Raw genomic sequence first — 19,872 nt, 5'->3', positions numbered from 1 at the left:
TTGTCTTTCCAGCGAAGGCTGGAATCTATGGTTCGTAATAAGCTGCAGTTATCCGTAAGCTTGAAAATACTTTCTGTACCTACTAGTATGTTTGTTAATTAAATATTGAGCACACTAAGTTATGGCTGCTACGCGTGAGTTATTGATCGATACCATGAAGCAACTGCTTTGGGAGCGGGGCTATGATGCCACTAGTCCTAATCAGGTGTTAGAGCGTAGTGGTGTGGGTAAAGGCAGCTTCTATCACCATTTTAAAGGCAAGAAGGATCTAGCGATTGTTGCGATGGAATCCCGAACGGATGACCTGATTGCTGAGTTTGATCAGATCATTGCGCAAACGGATGGGGATTGGTTAGCTCAGGTAAGCGCTTATTTAAGATTGCCACGACATGCGTTGAAGGGCTGCCGTATGGGGCGAATCGTTCAAGATCCATCGGTCGAAGATGAACAGCTGTTAGCACCTTTGGAACGTTATTTTTCCACTATGCATAAACGCTTCACAGCGATTTATAGCGAGGCGCAATCATCCGGTGCATTAGTAAAGATCCATAAACCGGAAGCTTTAGCAAAGTTAACCTTGAGTGTCTTACAGGGCGGTTTTGTTGTAGGGCGAGCGGTGCAGCAAGATGATACGGTGGGTGATGTCTGCGAGAGTTTCTTAGATATGTTAGCAGCACTGAAAACGAACTAGAAATCGTTGAGAAACAGCCTGTTTAATTACAGGCTTTTTTTGAAATATAAATTGTACCTACTGGTATGTACAGGATTTTTTAGAGGTATAGTTAAGGAGGTAATATGAAAATTTATCTGAATCAGAACATCTTACTGATGCTGCTATTTATAGCAGTGTATGGCTCTGGATTCGTTGGGGCGAAGCTTGGCTTAGGTTATAGCGAACCGTTTACCTTTTTAGCTGTACGTTTTGCGATTGCGGGTGGCTTGCTTGCACTGGGAGCGGTATTACTCAGTGCACCTTGGCCGAAAAATCCTGGGTGGATTTTAGTAACCGGAATCTTAATGCAGGGGCTGTTCTCGGTAGGCGTATTTTACGCACTTTACTTGGGAATGAAGCCTGCCGTATGTGCTTTGATTATTGCGTTGCAGCCATTGTTAGTCACAGTGTTGGCAGGACCATACCTGAAAGAGCAGGTCACGGGCTGGCGCTGGCTTGGTTTGCTGATAGGTATTAGCGGTGTAGCGGTCGTTGTAGCTGATGGGCTAGCTGTTGAAGGGATTAGCTGGACGACCCTAGTCTGGGCTCTAGTTGGGTTATTGGGGTTATCGCTAGGGCAGTTAATTCAGAAAAAGCACTGTGCTGATATGCACTTGATCAGCGGTGGGGCATTGCAGGTATTAGGTACGGTCCCCGTGATGCTGTTGTTAGCGTTTCAATTTGAAACGATGCAGATGCAGTGGCATTTAGATCTTGTGTTGGCCATCTTCTGGATGGCAGTAGGCGTATCTTTAGGGGCGGTGAGCTTGCTCTATATCTTGATTAATCGAAACAGTGCATCACAAGTTGCCAGCGTATTTTATGGTATACCAGTCGCTGCTGCGCTAATCGCTTGGCCTCTATTTGAACAAGTACCAACCCCGGCAGACTGGGGCGGATTTGCAGTGGTAGTAATCGGTATATTAGTCGCCAATATCAGGTCGAAAGAGGCGATTACTCATGAAAACGTTGCGAATGAAACGCGCAGCAATGCTCCTCATAAGCTTCCGCTAGAAGCTCAATAAAGGCACTGATCTTACGGGGTACATAGCGAATATTGGGGTAGATCGCGTAAATGCCGACATCGCGGTAAACCCATTCCTGTAATACTGGGACAAGTTCGCCGCGGGCAACCTCGTCACGTACAAGGAAGACTGGCATAAACGCAATCCCAGTTCCGGCAATCGCAGATTCCCTTAAGGTAACGAGAGAACTTGCCTGAAAACGGCCATTTACTTTAATACGATCGGGCTGGCCTTTTACCGTGATTGGCCAGTCATGGGGGCCGGTTTCTTGATACTTAAACTGCAGGCAGTTGTGCTCGTCCAGATCGGCTATCTTTTTAGGCGTGCCGTGCTCTTTTAAATACTCTGGTGAAGCATAAGCGTACCAACGGGATTGCACCAAAAGACGGGCTCGCAGGGTCGAATCGGATAAAGTACCGGTACGAATTGCGAGGTCAAAACCGTTTGAGATTAGATCTTGAAAGCTATCCTTAATCACCATTTCAACCTTCATCTCTGGATAGCGTTTTAGATACTCATCAACAACGGCAGGAAGGAAGAACTGACCCGATATCATCGGTGCAGCAATACGTAAAAGGCCTTGAGGCTGCTCAGCATGTTGAGACACTGCTTGCTCGGCTAACGCTACACCACTTTCTAACTGCTGACAGTGATGATAGAACTCTTCACCCGCTTCTGTAAGGTTCAGCTTTCGGGTGGTGCGGATCAGCAATTGCACGCCTAAATGCTTCTCCAGCCGCGAAATATGTTTGCTCACCACAGAGCTCGCTACACCTCTTTGTTCCGCTACGGCGCGGAAAGACTTGAGTTTCACCACTTGGGCGAACAGCAGCATATCATCCAGATTATTCATATCGGTTTTATTATTTAATATTTGGAATCAATTAAATTCGATTGTGCACGCTAATTTAATTATAGCGTTTGAGCTAACCTATCTCAAAATCATAATAACTAAAGCTCAACTGACAGGATCGCATCATGCAGGAACAGGATAAATACCAAGAATTTATTGCTGAAGCCGCTAAGTTTATTCCGGAAAAGCGGATTATTACTGATTACCTTCGTACCCTTGCTTACGGTACAGATGCAAGCTTTTACCGCTTGCTGCCTAAGGTGATTGTGCAAGTAGCGGAAGAGTCCGAAGTGATCCATCTGATGGCTTTAGCGACAAAACTTAACTTGCCGATTACGTTCCGTGCTTCCGGCACCAGCCTGTCAGGCCAATCGATTACCAACTCGATCATGCTTTCCCTAACACCGGATTGGAAAGACTATGAGATTCTAGAGTCGGGTAAAAAAATCCGCATGCAGTGTGGCGTGCTAGGTGGCGATGCCAACCGCTATCTCGCGCCATTAGAGCGTCAACTCGCACCGATGCCAGCGTCGATCGATGCGGCTACTGTGGGTGGTATCGCTATTAACAATGCGGCGGGCATGAACTCTATGGACACATACGGTGTGATGGATTCAGCTCGCTTTGTACTCTTAGACGGCACTGTGCTGGATACAGGCTCAGAAGAGAGCCGTGAAGCGTTTCGCGTGAGTCATGCAGGCATGATTGCCGACGTAGAAGCGCTATCGAAAAAGCTTCGTAGTAACACCGCGTTAAGCAAACGTATCTTGCGTAAATACGAAGTTAAAAATACCACCGGTTATGGTTTACGTTCCCTAATCGAATGGGATGATCCAATCGATATCATCGGGCGTTTGATGATCGGGTCTGAAGGCACGCTAGGCTTTATCTCTGAGATCACTCACAACACGATTCGTAAGTACCCGCTAAAAGCATCCGCGTTTTTGGTCTTCCCTGATATCCGTACAGCAAGTATTGCGGTAACGCGTTTTAAGCTAAATAAAACGCCAGTATCTGCGGCAGAGATGATCGACTACTTTGCACTTAAAGCGGTACAGCACATGGATGGTGTACCAAGTTATATCCAAGGCGTACCAGAAGGTGCGACAGCGATCTTGGTTCAAGCTGAAGCCGATGAGCAAGAGATTCTAGAAAGCCATATCGCGACGATTCTTACTGAGATCGACGATCTCGAATTGGTTGTACCAGCCAGCTTTACCGATAAGCCATCGGAATATCAGGCGTACTGGAATGTGCGTAAAGGGATCTTCCCTGCAGTAGGTGCAACGCGTCCGAAAGGCACGACAGCGCTGATCGAAGACGTCGCTTTCCCAATCGAAACGCTAGCGGATGCGCTGGTGGATCTTCAGCAGTTGATGCAGAAGTTTGGTTACGATGATGGTGTTATCTACGGCCACGCTTTAGATGGCAACCTGCACTTTATCTTCTCTCAAGGCTTTAGCAGTAAAGAAGAGGTCGATCGTTACGAACGCTTTATCGATGAAGTCTGCGATGTCGTTGTTAACAAATACGATGGCTCTCTAAAAGCGGAACATGGCACCGGTCGTAACATGGCTCCTTTCGTCCAGAAAGAGTGGGGTGATGAAGCCTACAGCGCCATGTTGGAGATCAAGCGTATCTTTGATCCACAAGGCATCCTAAACCCGGATGTCATGATCACGCAAAATCCAAAGCTGCATATCAGTAACCTGAAGCCGATGAAAGCCGTTAGCGATATTGTTGATCAGTGTATCGAGTGTGGTTTCTGTGAGCGTATGTGCCCATCGAAAAATCTAACACTCAGCCCGCGCCAGCGTATTATCGGCAAGCGCGAACTGGCGTTGTTAGAGGGTGAAAACCAGCAAGCTTTCGCTGATGAATATGACTATATGGCAGTAGATACCTGTGCGGGCTGTGGCTTGTGCTCAACTGTTTGTCCTGTAGGCATTAATACCGGTGATTTGGTTCGACAGCTTCGCCACGAACGTCACGCCAGCCGTGAAGGTATGTCCGAATGGATCGCTAATAACTTTGGTACGGTTACCAAAGCGGCGAAAACCGCCTTTGGTGTAGCTGATATGAGTCACGGCTTGCTGGGTAGTAAAGCGATGGGTGCGGTAACGCGTACTGCCCGCAAACTCTCTGGCAATAAGATTGGTTACTGGAGCCCAGAGATGCCGACACCGGCACCTAAACTGGAGACGGAAAAGCGCCAACCAGCTCAGCCAACAAATACCTCAGGTAACAAACTGAAGGTGGTTTACCTGCCAAGCTGTGCTAGCCGCACTATGGGGCCAGCGCGTGGAGCAGAACAACAAACCTCGCTAGTGGACAAAACAGAAGCGCTGCTACGCAAAGCAGGCTTTGAGGTTATCTATCCACAAAACCTTAAAGAACAATGCTGCGGTATGCCGTTTAAGAGTAAAGGCATGTTTAACCAGGCCGAAGCTAAAGCTGCTGAAACAGTCGATATGCTGCTAGAAGCGAGTAATGGCGGAGAGATTCCTGTCTACTGTGACACTAGTCCATGTACGATGCAGCTAAAAGAGAATCTAGATTCTCGTATCAAGCTGTATGAGCCGGTCGACTTTATTCACACCTTTATGATGGACAAACTGGACTTCAACCCTGTGGATGACAAAGTTGCCCTTCACATAACCTGCTCCGCACGTCGCTTAGGTCTGGACCAAAAAATCGTCGAAGTGATGAACGCCTGCAGCACCAATGTCGTGGTTCCTGATCAGATTACCTGCTGTGGTTTTGCCGGTGATAAAGGCTTCACTACGCCAGAATTGAATGCATCAGCACTACGCACACTAGCGGATCAAGTTGAAGGCTGTAGCAGCGGCTACTCAACTAGCCGTACCTGTGAAATTGGCCTAAGCCACCATTCAGGCATCGACTACCAGTCCATTGTCTACTTAGTTGATCAGTGTACTGAGAGGAAGGTTTAGGGGCAGAACGCTTCGCTTTTAGGACGCCGCTTCGCGGCTAGAGGACGGCTACGCTAGAGGACGCCAATGCGTGGCTAGAGAAAAAGCCAGTTCAAGTTATTACAGGGATGTTTTTGGCTGAAACCTGACGCCCTCAGGTTTCAGCTTTTTTAATATCTTCAAACACTTCTTTACCGTCTCTTACCTTGCCTGCAGCGACGGAATCCAAACCTTTCTGGATCTCTGCTCTAAGGGTTTCTAGTTTTAGCTGCTCTTCGGCATCTCTTTGTTCGAGTAAACGCAAAGCTTCCCGTACAACCTCGCTAGAGGAGTTATAACTGCCACTTTCCACCTTTGATTTCACAAACGCTTCCAGTTTTGGAGTGAGTGATACATTCATTATTGATTGCCTGCTTTTTGATCAGATATGACGAAGTTTAGCAAAAATTGTTATTTTAAATACAGAAGTTAGTGGTTAGAACAGGCTTTGCCTTCTAGTCGCTAGGACGCCGCTTCGCGGCTAGAGAAAAAGCTATTACCTTATTGTTGATTATCTGAGTATGTGCCTTTACTAAATGCCCTTACCAACTGAGCTCCTTCTGGAAGATCAGAGATTATAGGTCCGTTGTTGGTGAATACAGCGAAGCGTCTGCCATGTAGAGCAATTAGCAACCCTTCATGAACAGTAGTTCCTTTAGCGTCAATAACTTTAATGCAGGAAGAGATACTCGTTGAAGGTTGGTATATACAACCATCCGATACAAATTTCTTCTTTGATTCTTGGGCGTGTTCCTCTCCTTTTTCCAGGCTTAACCATGAAATCATTACCCATAAGAACATAAAAAATATAGCTAAATATACAATAGTGCTTATGAACGTCAGGGCTCCAAAGAAAATCATGAATGTGGCAGTAAAATCATTCTGTGATGGGTGGAAATATTTGAAAAAAAGGTTGATCTGATCAGGGAGTTGAATTCGATCCTGGGAGTCGGGGTGACCATATCGAATAGCTTTTACGAAACTGTAGAAAATTAAAAAAATAACTCCTGCAATAATAAATAATTCAGACCAGAAATTACTCGCGAACATATATCCGAATATATCTACTACATAGAATAGAGTTACATAGTAGGCATTTACATAACCATCTGTAATGGAAAGAGGAAACGCTGACGTAGGAACTCCGAATTCATTTAGGTAGCCTGAATGGTAACCGAGCCCTATGAGGTAGCCTAGAGGGGCTAAGATGGCAATAACTCCAGCGACAAGCGGGAGTATTTTAGTACTAGATTTAATTACGTCGGTTAGTGTTTTAGGTTCTTCTACGGGCTTATTCATACTGTCCTTAGCTTCCAGCTCCATATTAATAATTTCTAACTTAAGCACGATACATCAAAAAAAGTTGATAGATAACCTATAACGTTTTGATTCTTATCAATTCATGTAGTTGTCATAACTTCGGAGCGCAGGCAGACTAGTTAGCCTTACTAAGGCCAAGTAGGCCGTGGATTATCTTCGTCAAAAGGAAAGACGATGGAAGGGAAAATCAGTAGCGAGTGGCCAGACGCTCCGCTTGCTAGTAGCCAGAAAAATATGAAAGCCTCAACCGTTCGGTATAGGGGTTCAAATGTTAGCTGGTGGTCTTCGTGGACGTAACTAGCATTTCGACAGTTCTTGAAGTAATCACATCAGGTGATTGGACATCAATTGCCATCTTGATCGTTTTTGTTTGCTTAGCGCAGGCCAGAAGAATCATAGACTCGTTTGATTATATTAGAGATAGAAAAATACGCTCAATTTCAGGGTTGTTAGATCTAGAAAGGATCTCTGATGAAACAAAATATGTACTTGAAGAGTCCTTAGATCAAATCTCATTTTTACGCACAACTGGTATTAGTACCGATTATAAGGGTCGTAAAAAGATAGCTGAAATTCTGAAAAATTCCGAAGGGGATATTACTGTCCTTGGTCTGCGAAAGGTAAGTTCCTATGTTAGACATGAGGGTGGTGAAGTAAGAGTTTTAGTTAGGAAAATCGATAGGGTTGAGGCAATTTGGAATTTAATAACATTTGTATTTATTCTGTATCTCCTTGGTTCCCTTATTACTAACCTTGCGCTTGCCGATCAAGTAACACCTAGCATGTTGTTATCAAGCGGAGTTGTATTTCTATTTGGTTTAGCAGTTCTCGTTTTTCCTGTTCGTACAATGAATACCTTCACTCGTGCTCTCGATGTGAGGGATGCTTTTAAAAGGTATGAAGAAAAGCAGAATGCGAATAACAAAGAAGATCAAGGGTGTTGATTCCTTCTGTCTTAATACCTATGTATATCGATTGAGCAGGGTTTGATTCATGAGAGAGGCTTTTCCAGGATATTGTAAGCTAAACGATGTTCTAAAAAAGGAAATTTGGGGACAGAGCACTTTTGTCTTCGATACAAATGTATTACTGAATCTATATCGGTACTCAGATGAAACAAGAGATGATTTTATTAAATCAATATTGGCACTAGATGATCGTTTATGGTTGCCCTATCGCTGTGCGGAGGAGTTTCTAAAGAATCGTACTAAGGTAATTTCAGACCAACAGAAAGCATATGATGAAACTATTAAAGATATTAAAAAGTTAATAAATACAATCAATAGCTCTCGAAGCCATCCGTTTATTAGCAAAAAATCATCTATGGCACTATCCGAACTTTTTATAGATATTCAAGAAGAACTTCGAGAAAGTCAGGAAATAAATACTAATCGTATTATTGAAGATGAAATTAAAGAAAAGGTGTTTGATATTTTTGATGGAAAAGTATCGGGTAAGCCAAGCAGAGATTATTTAGAAGAAATTATTAGTGAAGGCGAGGGCAGGTATAAAGAGAAAATACCTCCAGGCTACAAAGATGCTAGTAAAGCCTCAGGAGATGCGTGCTTTTCAGATCGCCTGAGGCCCTATGGGGATTTTCTTATTTGGAAATCTATCCTTGAGCATGCCAAAGATAATAAAACGGATATTGTATTTGTTACGGATGATAACAAAGAAGTTGGTGGGAAATTGTTAATGGTAAGACGGTGGGGCCTAGGCCTGAACTAGTTGAAGAAATGAGAGTTGAGGCCGATCGATACTTTTTGATGTATAAACCAACAACTTTCCTTAAGCTTGCAAAGGAAGCTCAAAACGAAGAAGTAAGTAAAGAGTCTCTTGAAGAGGTGCGCGAAGTTAGTAGGCCGTCAGTGATCCATAATAAAAGTTATGAAAGCTGGGATGAATTTAGTGATGATTTAATTGAAGCCGAGCATTCTGGTGAACATGGGACTTATCTAGATAACTTAAAAAGTAAGATTGAAGAAGAAACGTTGAAGCTCGAAAGTATTAATCGTGAATATGCTTATATTAGTAACTCTATTGCAGACTTAAGTAACTTGAAGACTGATATGGTGTCACGAGGTGAATCTGATGGAATACATGTTGATGGATTATCGAGCAATATCAATGCATTAAGGTTAAAGTTAGCTCAGATTAAAAAAATGATGTATATCTGCGAAGCTTCTATTGAATTAAAAAATAAAGAATTAGCCTCGTTTCAAAATAGGCTTTGATCAATTCAACAAAAAACCAGACAACTCCTTGTCTGGTTTTTTTCTTTCAAGGCTTTTTCTAACCACTCTCGCGGCGAAGCCGCGTCCTAGCGCGAAGCGTTCTACAAGCGAAGCGATCTGCCCTTAAGCGAGCCCCCCATTTCATTGCTAGACTACATACAGCTTTTTGTAGATCTATTGGTGAAACCCTAGTGAAGATAAGAACTCTCTGTCTCTCTTTGTTTTTGATACTGAATGTAAATAACCCTGTGTGGGCGGATAATCATTCAGGAGTGACGCTCATCTCTACGGAGTTGATGTCGGGCCTTTTGGAGAAAAGAGAGGGGGTGATAGAGGGGATCTATCCGGATTTCTTTGCTCAAGCCGCGAGCAAAGCTGGAGTAACAATAGATTACCGCATCGTTCCGTGGTCCCGCGCTGTGTTAGAAACGGAAAAATCTAAGAAATATCTTCTTTTCCCATTTACCCGTACGTCCGAGCGGGAAGAGCGCTTTAGCTGGTTGGCGAAACTATGGGAAGTGCCGATCTGCTTTATCTCTTCGACTCGGCCTATGAATTCCTTTGAGGAAGCAAAGCTCGCCGAAGGGATTATGGTTTGGCGTGGGTCTTCTCATCTACAAAAGTTGGTAGAGCTGGATTTTGCGAACTTGATTCCTTTTGATGATCCGCGCTTGGTTAAGCGAGTTTTATCAAAAAGGAAAAATGTTGCTTGGTATACCCCATGCAATGAAGGGCTGTCACTTTTGGGTATGTTCAATGCTGAACAGCCAATTATTATCGGTAAGGTGGTGGATAATGAAGAAGTTTGGTTGGCAGGAGGTAAACACTACCTTTCCTCTGAGGAACGACAGCGCTTCTTAGATGCGGTGGGTGAGTTGGCCCCTGAAGGTACACTAAGGCGAAGAATTCTGATCGAAGGAAGGTAAAAATAATTGCTCGTGGTTTCGCTTTCTTATACTTGCGGCTGAAAACCTTGGATTCCAGCCTTCGCTGGAATGACGAAATAAAAAAGCCCAAACAGAATTAACTGCTTGGGCTTTTTTGTCTTTAGCGCTTTTTCTAGCAACTCTAGCGGCGCAGCCGCGTCCTAAGCGCGAAGCGTGCTAGAAGCGTAGCGATCTGTGCTTAAAGCGCTTCGATCTTACCGTATTGCTCTTTCAGTTTATCGAATGCTGCTTGAGAGCCTGCAAGCTTCTCACGCTCTTTCGCGATAACTGCTTCTGGTGCATTGGATACGAATTTCTCGTTACCTAGCTTACCTTCAACACGGCTGATCTCTTTCTGTAGCTTGTCTAGTTCTTTCTGTAGACGAGCAAGTTCAGCATCTTTGTTGATTAGGCCGGCCATTGGTACCAATACTTCCATATCGCCCACTAGCTGAGTTGCTGCCATTGGTGCTTCGTCACCGGCATTTAGCCATGTGATGCTGCTTAGGGACGCTAGTTTAGATAGGAAGGTACGGTTTGCTTCTAGACGTTGCTTGTCTAGATCACCACCGTTCTGGAACAGTACGTCTAGCTCTTTAGCAGGGGAGATGCCCATTTCACCACGGATGTTACGTACACCAGTGATAACGCCTTGTAGCCATTCGATCTCAGCTTCTGCATCGCTATCGATCTTGTCAGTGCTTGGTACAGGGTAAGCCTGAGTCATGATGGTGTCGCCTTCAACACCGGCTAGACCTTTAACCTGCTGCCAGATCTCTTCGGTGATGTACGGCATGATTGGGTGAGAAAGGCGTAGGATAGATTCCAGTACGCGAACTAGGGTACGGCGAGTGCCACGTTTAGCTGCTTCGGATGCATCTTCGTCCCACAGTACTGGCTTAGAAAGCTCTAGGTACCATGCACAGTAGTCGTTCCAGATGAAGTCGTATAGTGACTTAGATGCCATATCAAAACGGTACTCGTCGAAGTGTTTAACTACTTCTGCTTCTACCGCTTGTAGGCGGCTAGCGATCCAGCGATCAGCTAGAGATAGCTCAACGTCAGCATTAGCATCCTGACCGCAATCTTCACCTTCAGTGTTCATTAGCACGTAACGTGCTGCGTTCCAGATCTTGTTACAGAAGTTACGGTAACCTTCTAGGCGCTTCATATCCCAGTTGATGTCACGGCCAGTCGAAGCCAGTGCAGCAAGGGTGAAGCGAAGTGCGTCAGTACCGTGTGCCTGAATACCTTCTGGGAACTCTTTCTTCGTACGTTTGCCGATCTTCTCAGCTAGTTGTGGCTGCATCATGTTGCCGCAACGCTTTTCTAGCAGCGTATCTAGCTCGATGCCGTCGATCATGTCCAGTGGGTCTAGTACGTTACCTTTAGACTTGGACATCTTGTCGCCGTTTTCGTCACGGATAAGGCCGGTAACGTAAACAGTTTTGAATGGTACTTGTGGGTTGCCGTCTTCATCTTTCATGAAGTGCATGGTCATCATGATCATGCGTGCCACCCAGAAGAAGATGATGTCGAAACCTGTTACTAGCACATCAGTCGGGTGGAACGTTTGTAGGCGCTGAGTGTTTTCAGGCCAACCTAGTGTGCCGAATGTCCATAGTGCCGAGCTGAACCATGTATCAAGAACGTCATCGTCCTGACGTAGTTCAACTTCTGGATCTAGACCGTATTTTTCGCGCGCAGCTTCTTTGTCGTTCGCTACGTATACGTTGCCTTCGTTATCGTAGAAGGCTGGAATACGGTGGCCCCACCAAAGCTGACGAGAGATACACCAGTCTTGAATGTCGCGCATCCAAGCGTTGTACATGTTCTCGTACTGCTGTGGTACAAATTTGATGTCGCCTTTTTCTACTGCTTCAACCGCTGGTTTTGCTAGCGTCTTCGCATCAGCAAACCACTGGTCAGTTAGCATTGGCTCGATAACTACGCCACCACGGTCGCCGTAAGGAACCGTCATGTCGTTTTCTTCGATCTTAACTAGCAAGCCTGCTGCTTCGAAATCAGCAACGATTTCACGACGCGCTGCAAAGCGCTCCATACCACGGTATTTCTCCGGGATGTTAGTGTCGATATCGTTGTTTGGCGTACCGTCAGTGTTAAAGCCTTCACCTTCTTCGCGAATATCTGCGTTGTAGGTTAGGACGTTGATCATCGGTAGGTTGCAACGCTTACCCACTTCGTTATCGTTGAAGTCGTGTGCAGGGGTGATTTTTACGCAACCTGTGCCTTTTTCCATGTCAGCGTGTTCGTCGCCAACAATTGGAATACGACGGCCAACAAGCGGAAGAACGATCTCTTTACCGATTAGGTCTTTGTAGCGCTCATCTTCAGGGTTAACCGCAACACCGGTATCACCTAGCATTGTTTCTGGACGAGTCGTACCTACAACGATGTGGTCTTCGCCAGCCGCAGTTTTTACGCCATCAGCTAGTGGGTAACGTAGGTACCACATCTTGCCTTTGACTTCTTTGTTCTCAACTTCCAGATCAGAGATCGCCGTGTGCAGTTTAGGGTCCCAGTTTACTAGGCGCTTGCCACGGTAAACTAAGCCTTCGTCGTACAGACGGATAAATACTTCTTGAACCGCGTGGTAGAAACCAGAGTCCATTGTGAAGCGCTCGTTCGCCCAATCTACAGAGTTACCTAAGCGACGCATCTGGCGAGTAATGGTACCGCCGGACTCTTCTTTCCATTCCCAGATCTTTTCGATAAAGGCATCACGACCTAGATCGTGACGAGATTTTTGCTCTTCAGCCGCAAGCTTGCGCTCAACAACCATCTGCGTAGCGATACCCGCGTGGTCTGTACCTACCTGCCACAGAGTGTTTTTACCCTGCATACGCTTGTAACGAGTTAGAGCATCCATGATGGTGTGCTGGAAAGCGTGACCCATGTGCAGGCTACCGGTGACGTTCGGTGGCGGAATCATGATGCAGTAAGAATCACCTTCGCCTTGAGGTGCGAAGTAGTTGTTGTCTTCCCAGGTTTTGTACCAGGATTTCTCGATTTCGTGCGGCTGGTAAGTCGTATCCATTGCGCTCTGAGTCTTCTGAAAATCTGTCGAATTAGGCTGCCCGAGAGTTGCCGTGGGCAGCACGCATAAAGTCCAACATTATACAGGATATTAGTGAGCAGTAGCTAGGGCGAGGAAGACGATAGGGCGCGACTTTGCTAATAGCTTAAGAAAGAAGGACGGCTGCGCCTAGAGGACGCCATTTCATGGCTAGAGGACGTGGCTACGCCACTAGAGGGCGCTGCTACGCAGCTAGAGAAAAAGAAGGACGACTTACGCCTAGAGGACGCCATTTCATGGCTAGAGGATGTGGCTACGCCACTAGAGGACACCGCTACGCAGTTAGAGACAAAACGCAAAAAACGAGCTGTATGTTAAAAGTGCATTGAGGGTTATGTTTTTCTCTAGGCGAAGCCGTCCTCTAGCGATAGCGTCCTAAGCGCGAAGCGTTCTCTAGCAGCTTTGCTGCGTCCTGTATTGATACTTCTATACTTATAAGTATCAAAGTTATTGCGGAGGTACGAACATGAAACAATGTTATGCCACACGCGGTTTTTTACCTTGTCAGGATCCGGCGACTGAGTTGGTTTTGGGGGAGCCTTATGCAGTACTGGATACGGTGGGTAATGCGTTACCGAGTTTGTTACTAGAAAAGGATGCTCGAAACTATCTGCGTCGAGTGTTTGTTCCCGATTGGCCCTATATCAATATCCCTGAAGATCTCTGGCCGCAAGCGTGCCTTTATTATGTCAGGTTGGGTTTTATCGCGTCGGGTTATATCAATCAAATAGGGCAACCCAGTTGTCACTCTTTACCTGCGAACCTAGCTCGCCCCTTATGCAAAATTGCTGACCTGATGCAGCGACCTCCCATCTTGAGTTACGACGGTTATGCGCTGTTCAATTGGCGACGTTTTGATATTCGTAAACCTGTTCAGCTTGGCAATATCGATACGATTCAAAACTTTGTTCATCTCTATGATGAGCATTGGTTTATCTTGGTTCATATTGAAATAGAGGCTTTGGCTGCTGATGTTTTGGATGCGGTTTTAAGTCTACAAGGTGAGGTTCAGCCTAGAGATGTTGATGCTGCACTCGATAAGATCGCTATGGCAATGACGTCGATTATTCAGGTGTTGCAACGGATACCTGAGCGTATGTCGGATGAGCTGTATTTCTCTAAATTCCGCCCTTATATCGGCCAATTCCAAGAGGTGGTGTATGAAGGTGTGAATATTGACCCGATAAGCTATCGCGGTGAAACCGGCGCACAAAGCTCAATCATGCCGTTACTGACAGAGTTTATGAAAATCCCTCACCAAGATAATCGCTTAACCCGACATTTGTACGATATGCGTCAGTACATGCCTGTCGATCATCGAGTCATGTTGGAGCAAGTACGCGCCATGCCTGATGTTAAAACCCTGGCAAACTCCGATAAGTTTGATGCTGTGTTAGAACTGATGGCCTGCTTCCGCGAAGTGCATTATCACTGGGCGATTAAATACATCGCACGCCGCTGTAATGATCAACAAGGCACAGGTGGTACGCCGTATATGCGCTGGCTTAAGTTCCTGATTGAAGAAACACGCGGACATAAAAAGTCTGGTGGGAAAGGGACGGTTGTGGCTTGAAGGGCAGGACGCAGCAAAGCTGCTAGAGGACGGCTTCGCCTATAGGAAAAGAAGGACGCTTACGCTAGAGAGCGGCTTCGCCTTTTAGGACGCCATTTCATGGCTAGAGGACGTGGCTTCGCCACTAGAGGAAAAGAAGGGCGCTGCTACGCAGCTAGAGAAAAAGATTAAAAAAATTATAAGTATTGTGAAGATTCGAAATGATTCGAGGGTATGGTCATTGAGGATCGTATTACTTAGAAATATTAAAAACTAATCCCTTAATTCCTATAGAGGTTTTTTCTCTAGCAACGAAGTTGCGTCCTACAAGCGAAGCGACCTCTAGGCGAAGCCGTCCTCTACGCCTTCGGCTTAGGGCGCATATCATGCATATCAATCTGGATGCCATTGGATTGATATAGCTTGTAGTTCTTACGAGTTGAGGCAAGGACGTCTTCTGTTTGTACAACGACTTCTAAGATGCGGTCGAATCCGAGTGCGTCTTCTGGAATATCTAAATTCAGATTTACGAATACGTCTTTATGTTGTGGGCGTTGTTGATCCCAGCCGATTTGTACGCCGGCTTGGAGATCTTCGTCTACCAGTTGGTGTGGGATAAACGCTTCGGGGCGGTATTCCCAGAGAAGCTGATCAATATGCTTGGCTTCACTTTCGTTTGCTGTTTGGATATAAAGTTGGTGCCCTAGTGCACGGATCTTTTCGACTAAACGGCAAAGGAAGCGACCACGGGCATCCGGGTCGCTAGAAGGTAGTACATAGAAATCAGCTTTACTGGTCATCGGTTACTAAGCCTGAGGCTTATTCCTCGTCTGCTGATTGGTTTAGCAGGTACTGAGTTAGTAGCGGAACACAGCGGCCTGTAGCGCCTTTGTTTTTACCACCGCTATGCCAAGCAACACCTGCGATATCCAAGTGAGCCCAACGGTACTCTTTAGTGAAGCGAGATAGGAAGCACGCAGCAGTGATTGTGCCGCCTGGGCGACCACCGATGTTAGCGATATCTGCAAAGTTAGAATCTAGCTGCTCTTGGAACTCATCCCATAGCGGTAGTTGCCAAGCTTTATCTGCTGCTTGGTTACCTGCTTGCATTAGCTCTTGTGCTAGATCGTCATTGTTAGATAGTACGCCAGTAGCGTGGTGACCTAGTGCGATGATGCACGCGCCAGTTAGCGTTGCGATATCTACAACCGATGCTGGCTCAAATTTGCCTGCGTAAGTTAGGGCATCGCAAAGAACCAAACGGCCTTCAGCGTCAGTGTTTAGGATCTCAACAGTTTGGCCGGACATAGTCGTTACGATGTCGCCTGGTTTAGTTGCATGGCCGCTTGGCATGTTTTCAGCTGCAGCAACGATACCAACAACGTTGATCGGTAGTTCCATTTCACAAAGAGCAGTCATTGCACCGAATACGCTTGCCGCGCCACACATATCGTACTTCATCTCGTCCATGCCAGCGCCTGGCTTCAATGAGATGCCGCCGGTATCAAACGTAATACCTTTACCAACAAGTACGTGTGGCTTATCGCCTTCTTCGCCGCCTTTGTATTCCATAACGATCAGTTTGGAAGGTTGCTCAGAACCATTACCTACAGAAAGTAGGCAGTGCATGCCCAGTTCAGCCATCTCGTCTTCATCAACGATGGTCGCTGTTAGGCTTTCAAATTCGTCGTCTAGTTCTAGTGCTTGCTCAGCTAGGTAGGTCGGCGTACAGATGTTGCCCGGTAGGTTACCTAGGTCACGTGCGATGCTCATACCGTTGACGATCGCTGTACCGTCTAAAAGCGCTGTCTCTGCCACTTCGGCATCACCGTCGTTAACAACTAGCGCAATCTGTTCCAGTTTTAGAGGGTCTGCTTTTTTGCTCTTAGTTTCGTCGTAAACGTAAAGCTCAGCGCCTGCCCATTCAACAACATGGCGAAGTTGACGGTATTGATCAGCGTCGTCGCTTAGTTTGCAATCTAGCGCAAATGTTACGCTGCTTACGCCTGTGCCTTTGACGATGCCCATAACCGCGGTTACAGCTTTGCGTAGATTACGGTTGTTACGGTCTTCTTCTTTACCGAAACCAACCAGCAATACGCGCTTAGCAGTTACGCCCGGTACTTTATGAAGTAGAAGTGTTTGTGCTGTTTTACCGCTGATATCACCTTGGTTGATGATTTCGCTGATGTATCCAGAGCTGGCGCTGTCGACTGCTTTCGCTGCAGGGGATAGGTTGCCATCAGCTTCAACTGCGATGACTAGACATTCTGTTTCTAGTGACTGAATCTCACCATTTACAATTTCAAAATCCATGTTAGCTCCAAACTCACGGCCAGCAGCCGTCTAAACAAGACATTAGGTGCGGATTAAAGGATAATGCCGATACTTAAAACTCAGTACCTAGGCTTTGACAGATAATTTCCGCTGTAAAGGCCCATAATATAAACCATTTTTGTGTCGGTAACAGTTTCGTAGGGACATAGAGTGATCGTTTTTCGTTATTTATCTCGAGAAGTGCTGCTCAGCATGTTGGCGGTGAGTTCGGTTTTACTCGTCATCATCATGAGTGGACGTTTTGTAAGATACCTTTCCAAGGCCGCAGCTGGTGAATTAGATCCGAGTGTGTTGTTTGCCATTATGGGGTATCGATTACCGGGATTTCTTGAACTGATTCTGCCCTTAGGTTTATTTCTAGGTTTCTTGCTGGGTTATGGTCGACTCTATCTTGAGAGTGAGATGACAGTTTTAGAAGCCTGCGGTATGAGCCAGAAACGATTAGTGGCTTATTCCATGGGGCCCGCTTTGCTGGTGGCTGTTGTTGTCGGCGTTTTATCCGTTTTTGTTTCTCCTTATGGTGCTTCTGAAACAAATAAAATCTTTGATGAACAAGAAAGTCGCAGTGAACTCGAAAGTCTTGTGCCGGGGCGTTTCCAGAAAAATCAGAACAGTGCTCGAGTTACCTATACCGATTCTGTGAGTAAGGATGGTGAACTCGGTTTGGTTTTCATGGCTGATCGAAATAAGAGCACTAATCGCCTACAAATTACCTTAGCTGAATCGGGCAGCATGGTGACGGATACCGAGCGAGATCAGCGTTTCTTAGTGCTAGAAGACGGTTTCCGCTACGAAGGCGTACCGGGTAATGCCGATTACACAGAACTTGGGTTTAAACGTTACGGCTCTGAGGTTGAGCGTAAAAACCAAGAAATTCGCTACGACAAAGTAGAGGCGCTTCCAACCTCTGTGCTTTGGGAATCGGATGAACCTAAGCATCGAGCGCAGTTGAACTGGCGTCTCTCTCTACCGGTATTGGCTATTGTGGTTGCCTTATTGGCGGTTCCTTTAAGCCGTGTCAATCCGCGCCAGGGGCGTTTTGCGCGGCTAGTTCCGTCGATTATTATCTATCTTTTATACCTCACGATTCTGAGCAATATAACCAGTAAGGTAAGCGATGATGAAGCTGCGCCTATTGCAATCTGGATGGTGCATTTTGTCTTTGCTTTGTTTGCGCTCAATATGATTGTTTTTGGCCGTTTCTGGAGTCGGGTCTTTAACCAAATTCCTATGCCGACTTTGCGTATGCCATGGAGTAAGAAAACATCATGAAGCTATTAGATCTGTATATCGCACGTCATGTCTTAGGTGGCTTCTTAGTGGTTCTGCTGGTGGTTGCAGGGCTAGATATGTTGTTTGCGCTAGTGGAAGAACTTAAAGATGTTGAAGGTAGTTATACCTTCGCTGCTGCGGTTGAGTATTCTCTGCTAACCTTGCCGCGTCGTATCTACGAGTTTATTCCCCTATCTAGTCTGATCGGCTGTCTGTTAGGTTTGGGTATCCTTGCTTCAAGTTCTGAGCTTACGGTTATGCGCGCAGCAGGTATCTCGACTTTAGGGATTATTCTGTCGGTCATGAAGCCAGTGTTGCTGATTATTGCGTTTGCATTGGGCCTTGGTGAATTCGTTGTTCCCCATACAGAGCAGCAGGCGCAGAGTCATCGCCAAGTGGCGCAAACCGGTAGTCGCGCGATAAATGATGCCAGTCGTGTATGGCACAGAGATGAGCGTACATTCCTACATATCAATGCGGTAATTCCTGATGGTTCTGTTCGCGGCGTAAGCCGTTACGAGTTCAACGAAGATCTGACACTTGCCCGTTCTAGCTATGCCAAAGTGGGGCGTTACGAAGAGGGTAAGTGGGTACTTACTGAAGTTCGTGAGACACGTTTCCCATCGGCAGAAGATCGAGCGACACCAGCGACATCGTCTGTGACTACGACCACCTTAGAATCCGAAGTTTGGGAAAGTGGCTTAACACCTGAGCTACTAAAAGTCGTAATGGTTCAACCGACCAACCTATCGATGAGCGGTTTGCTTTCTTACAGTGAATACCTCAAAGAGCAGGGCTTGGCTTCCTCACAATACCGCGTGGCTTTCTGGAGTAAGCTGCTCCTACCGCTAGCTGTATTCGCTTTAGTGTTGGTTGCTGTTTCTTTTATCTTTGGCCCACTTCGAAGCGTAACCCTCGGACAGCGCTTGATCACCGGCATCATCGTCGGTCTCGCCTTTAAACTCACTCAAGACATCCTCGGCCCTACCAGCGCCGTATTTGGGTTCGCACCGTTTGTTGCGGTGATTATCCCGATTCTGATTTGTGCAGGTTTTGGGTTCTGGTTGCTTAATAGGGCGAAGTAGGACGCTGGCGCTAGAGGTCGCTTCGCTTTTAGGACGTCACTTCGTGACTAGAGGACGGCTTTGCCTAGAGAAAAAGATCTCAACACTGTTTTATTAACGTGTTGAGTATTTTTCTAATCTCCAAAATTTCTTCTGCCCAACTTTGGGCTTTCAGCTTAGGTATAAAGCCTACTTTTTGACCAATTAGTATTTGAGTTCTCAGCTCTGCAGAAGAGCCTTTTGCATAGTAAAGAAATTGCCTTTTTTCTTTAACAGAGCTTCGCTCATAACCTTCGGCAATATTGCTGGGAATGGATAGACCGCTGCGCGTAATTTGGTCTTTGAAGCCATAATCCTTACAGTTGGTAAGAACTAAGTATAGATCGGTGCTTAATCTACAAGCGCGTTTCCAAACATCTAAGTTTTCATAACTCATAACAACCTCCGTGTTGTTTATGTTTTAAGCCTTTTCTCTAGCTGCGAAGCAGCGTCCTCTAGGCGAAGCCGT

At 45.9% G+C, this 19,872-nt stretch carries 18 protein-coding genes; 11 read left to right on the top strand and 7 right to left on the bottom strand.

From position 1 onward, the window contains the following. Window positions 1-121 precede the first annotated feature (121 nt). Both ACMXYT_RS13565 and ACMXYT_RS13560 read left to right on the top strand, forming a co-directional pair. Window positions 122-691, top strand: coding sequence for a TetR/AcrR family transcriptional regulator (locus ACMXYT_RS13565; RefSeq protein ID WP_415911563.1), 570 nt, complete (start codon window positions 122-124; stop codon window positions 689-691). A 104-nt stretch (window positions 692-795) separates the two neighbouring features. Continuing rightward, window positions 796-1,737, top strand: a complete 942-nt coding sequence (locus tag ACMXYT_RS13560) for a DMT family transporter (protein WP_415885666.1) — start codon at window positions 796-798, stop codon at window positions 1,735-1,737. On the opposite strand, the gene ACMXYT_RS13555 is transcribed toward ACMXYT_RS13560, so the two are convergent. Further along, entirely contained in the window at window positions 1,667-2,590 is a 924-nt protein-coding gene (locus ACMXYT_RS13555) for a LysR family transcriptional regulator (RefSeq protein ID WP_415911562.1), read from the bottom strand. The genes ACMXYT_RS13560 and ACMXYT_RS13555 overlap by 71 nt on opposite strands. A gap of 125 nt (window positions 2,591-2,715) precedes the next feature. On the opposite strand from ACMXYT_RS13555, the gene ACMXYT_RS13550 reads away from it, so the two are divergent. Continuing rightward, a complete protein-coding gene (locus tag ACMXYT_RS13550) occupies window positions 2,716-5,544 on the top strand; it encodes an FAD-binding and (Fe-S)-binding domain-containing protein (RefSeq protein WP_415911561.1) in 2,829 nt (942 codons plus the stop codon). Between the two features lie 133 nt (window positions 5,545-5,677). Here the strand turns inward: ACMXYT_RS13550 and ACMXYT_RS13545 are convergent, their stop codons facing one another. Together ACMXYT_RS13545 and ACMXYT_RS13540 are read right to left on the bottom strand one after the other, a co-directional pair. Next, window positions 5,678-5,923, bottom strand: a complete 246-nt coding sequence (locus ACMXYT_RS13545) for a type II toxin-antitoxin system ParD family antitoxin (RefSeq protein ID WP_415911560.1) — start codon at window positions 5,921-5,923, stop codon at window positions 5,678-5,680. 140 nt (window positions 5,924-6,063) lie between these two features. Continuing rightward, on the bottom strand, window positions 6,064-6,885 hold the full coding sequence (locus ACMXYT_RS13540) for a hypothetical protein (RefSeq protein WP_415911559.1): 822 nt from the start codon (window positions 6,883-6,885) through the stop codon (window positions 6,064-6,066). A gap of 284 nt (window positions 6,886-7,169) precedes the next feature. Between ACMXYT_RS13540 and ACMXYT_RS13535 the strand changes: the two genes are divergently transcribed. From ACMXYT_RS13535 to ACMXYT_RS13520, 4 genes are all read left to right on the top strand, one after another. Beyond that, complete coding sequence (locus ACMXYT_RS13535) at window positions 7,170-7,826, top strand: hypothetical protein (RefSeq protein ID WP_415911558.1); 657 nt, start codon at window positions 7,170-7,172, stop codon at window positions 7,824-7,826. A 49-nt stretch (window positions 7,827-7,875) separates the two neighbouring features. Next, on the top strand, window positions 7,876-8,610 hold the full coding sequence (locus ACMXYT_RS13530) for a PIN domain-containing protein (protein ID WP_415911557.1): 735 nt from the start codon (window positions 7,876-7,878) through the stop codon (window positions 8,608-8,610). A 38-nt stretch (window positions 8,611-8,648) separates the two neighbouring features. After that, window positions 8,649-9,116, top strand: coding sequence for a hypothetical protein (locus ACMXYT_RS13525; RefSeq protein ID WP_415911556.1), 468 nt, complete (start codon window positions 8,649-8,651; stop codon window positions 9,114-9,116). Between the two features lie 191 nt (window positions 9,117-9,307). Beyond that, window positions 9,308-10,042 (top strand): hypothetical protein, encoded by a 735-nt coding sequence (locus ACMXYT_RS13520; protein WP_415911555.1) that lies wholly within the window; start codon window positions 9,308-9,310, stop codon window positions 10,040-10,042. Window positions 10,043-10,241: 199 nt separating this feature from the next. On the opposite strand, the gene ACMXYT_RS13515 is transcribed toward ACMXYT_RS13520, so the two are convergent. Then, the gene (locus tag ACMXYT_RS13515) at window positions 10,242-13,100 is read right to left on the bottom strand and encodes a valine--tRNA ligase (RefSeq protein ID WP_415911554.1); all 2,859 of its coding nucleotides are present in this window, start codon (window positions 13,098-13,100) and stop codon (window positions 10,242-10,244) included. Window positions 13,101-13,298: 198 nt separating this feature from the next. Between ACMXYT_RS13515 and ACMXYT_RS13510 the strand changes: the two genes are divergently transcribed. Together ACMXYT_RS13510 and ACMXYT_RS13505 are read left to right on the top strand one after the other, a co-directional pair. Beyond that, a complete protein-coding gene (locus ACMXYT_RS13510) occupies window positions 13,299-13,457 on the top strand; it encodes a hypothetical protein (protein WP_415911553.1) in 159 nt (52 codons plus the stop codon). A 148-nt stretch (window positions 13,458-13,605) separates the two neighbouring features. After that, a complete protein-coding gene (locus ACMXYT_RS13505) occupies window positions 13,606-14,712 on the top strand; it encodes a hypothetical protein (RefSeq protein WP_415911552.1) in 1,107 nt (368 codons plus the stop codon). A 338-nt stretch (window positions 14,713-15,050) separates the two neighbouring features. On the opposite strand, the gene ACMXYT_RS13500 is transcribed toward ACMXYT_RS13505, so the two are convergent. Both ACMXYT_RS13500 and ACMXYT_RS13495 read right to left on the bottom strand, forming a co-directional pair. Continuing rightward, window positions 15,051-15,491 (bottom strand): DNA polymerase III subunit chi, encoded by a 441-nt coding sequence (locus tag ACMXYT_RS13500; protein WP_415911551.1) that lies wholly within the window; start codon window positions 15,489-15,491, stop codon window positions 15,051-15,053. 19 nt (window positions 15,492-15,510) lie between these two features. After that, window positions 15,511-17,007: a leucyl aminopeptidase gene (locus ACMXYT_RS13495; protein WP_415882268.1), complete on the bottom strand. Its 1,497-nt coding sequence runs from the start codon at window positions 17,005-17,007 to the stop codon at window positions 15,511-15,513. A 171-nt stretch (window positions 17,008-17,178) separates the two neighbouring features. On the opposite strand from ACMXYT_RS13495, the gene lptF reads away from it, so the two are divergent. Together lptF and lptG are read left to right on the top strand one after the other, a co-directional pair. Continuing rightward, a complete protein-coding gene (lptF, locus tag ACMXYT_RS13490) occupies window positions 17,179-18,300 on the top strand; it encodes an LPS export ABC transporter permease LptF (RefSeq protein WP_415911550.1) in 1,122 nt (373 codons plus the stop codon). Next, window positions 18,297-19,385: an LPS export ABC transporter permease LptG gene (gene lptG / locus ACMXYT_RS13485; RefSeq protein WP_415911549.1), complete on the top strand. Its 1,089-nt coding sequence runs from the start codon at window positions 18,297-18,299 to the stop codon at window positions 19,383-19,385. The genes lptF and lptG overlap by 4 nt, the downstream gene beginning before the upstream one ends. A 79-nt stretch (window positions 19,386-19,464) precedes the next feature. Here the strand turns inward: lptG and ACMXYT_RS13480 are convergent, their stop codons facing one another. Next, window positions 19,465-19,800, bottom strand: a complete 336-nt coding sequence (locus tag ACMXYT_RS13480; protein WP_415889154.1) for a four helix bundle protein — start codon at window positions 19,798-19,800, stop codon at window positions 19,465-19,467. Between the last annotated feature and the right edge of the window lie 72 nt (window positions 19,801-19,872).

Source organism: Neptuniibacter sp. QD37_11, from assembly GCF_047778105.1.
GTDB lineage: Bacteria > Pseudomonadota > Gammaproteobacteria > Pseudomonadales > Balneatricaceae > Neptuniibacter.
The sequence above is the reverse complement of the archived record's forward strand: the minus strand, read 5'-3'. Positions and strand labels throughout refer to the sequence as shown.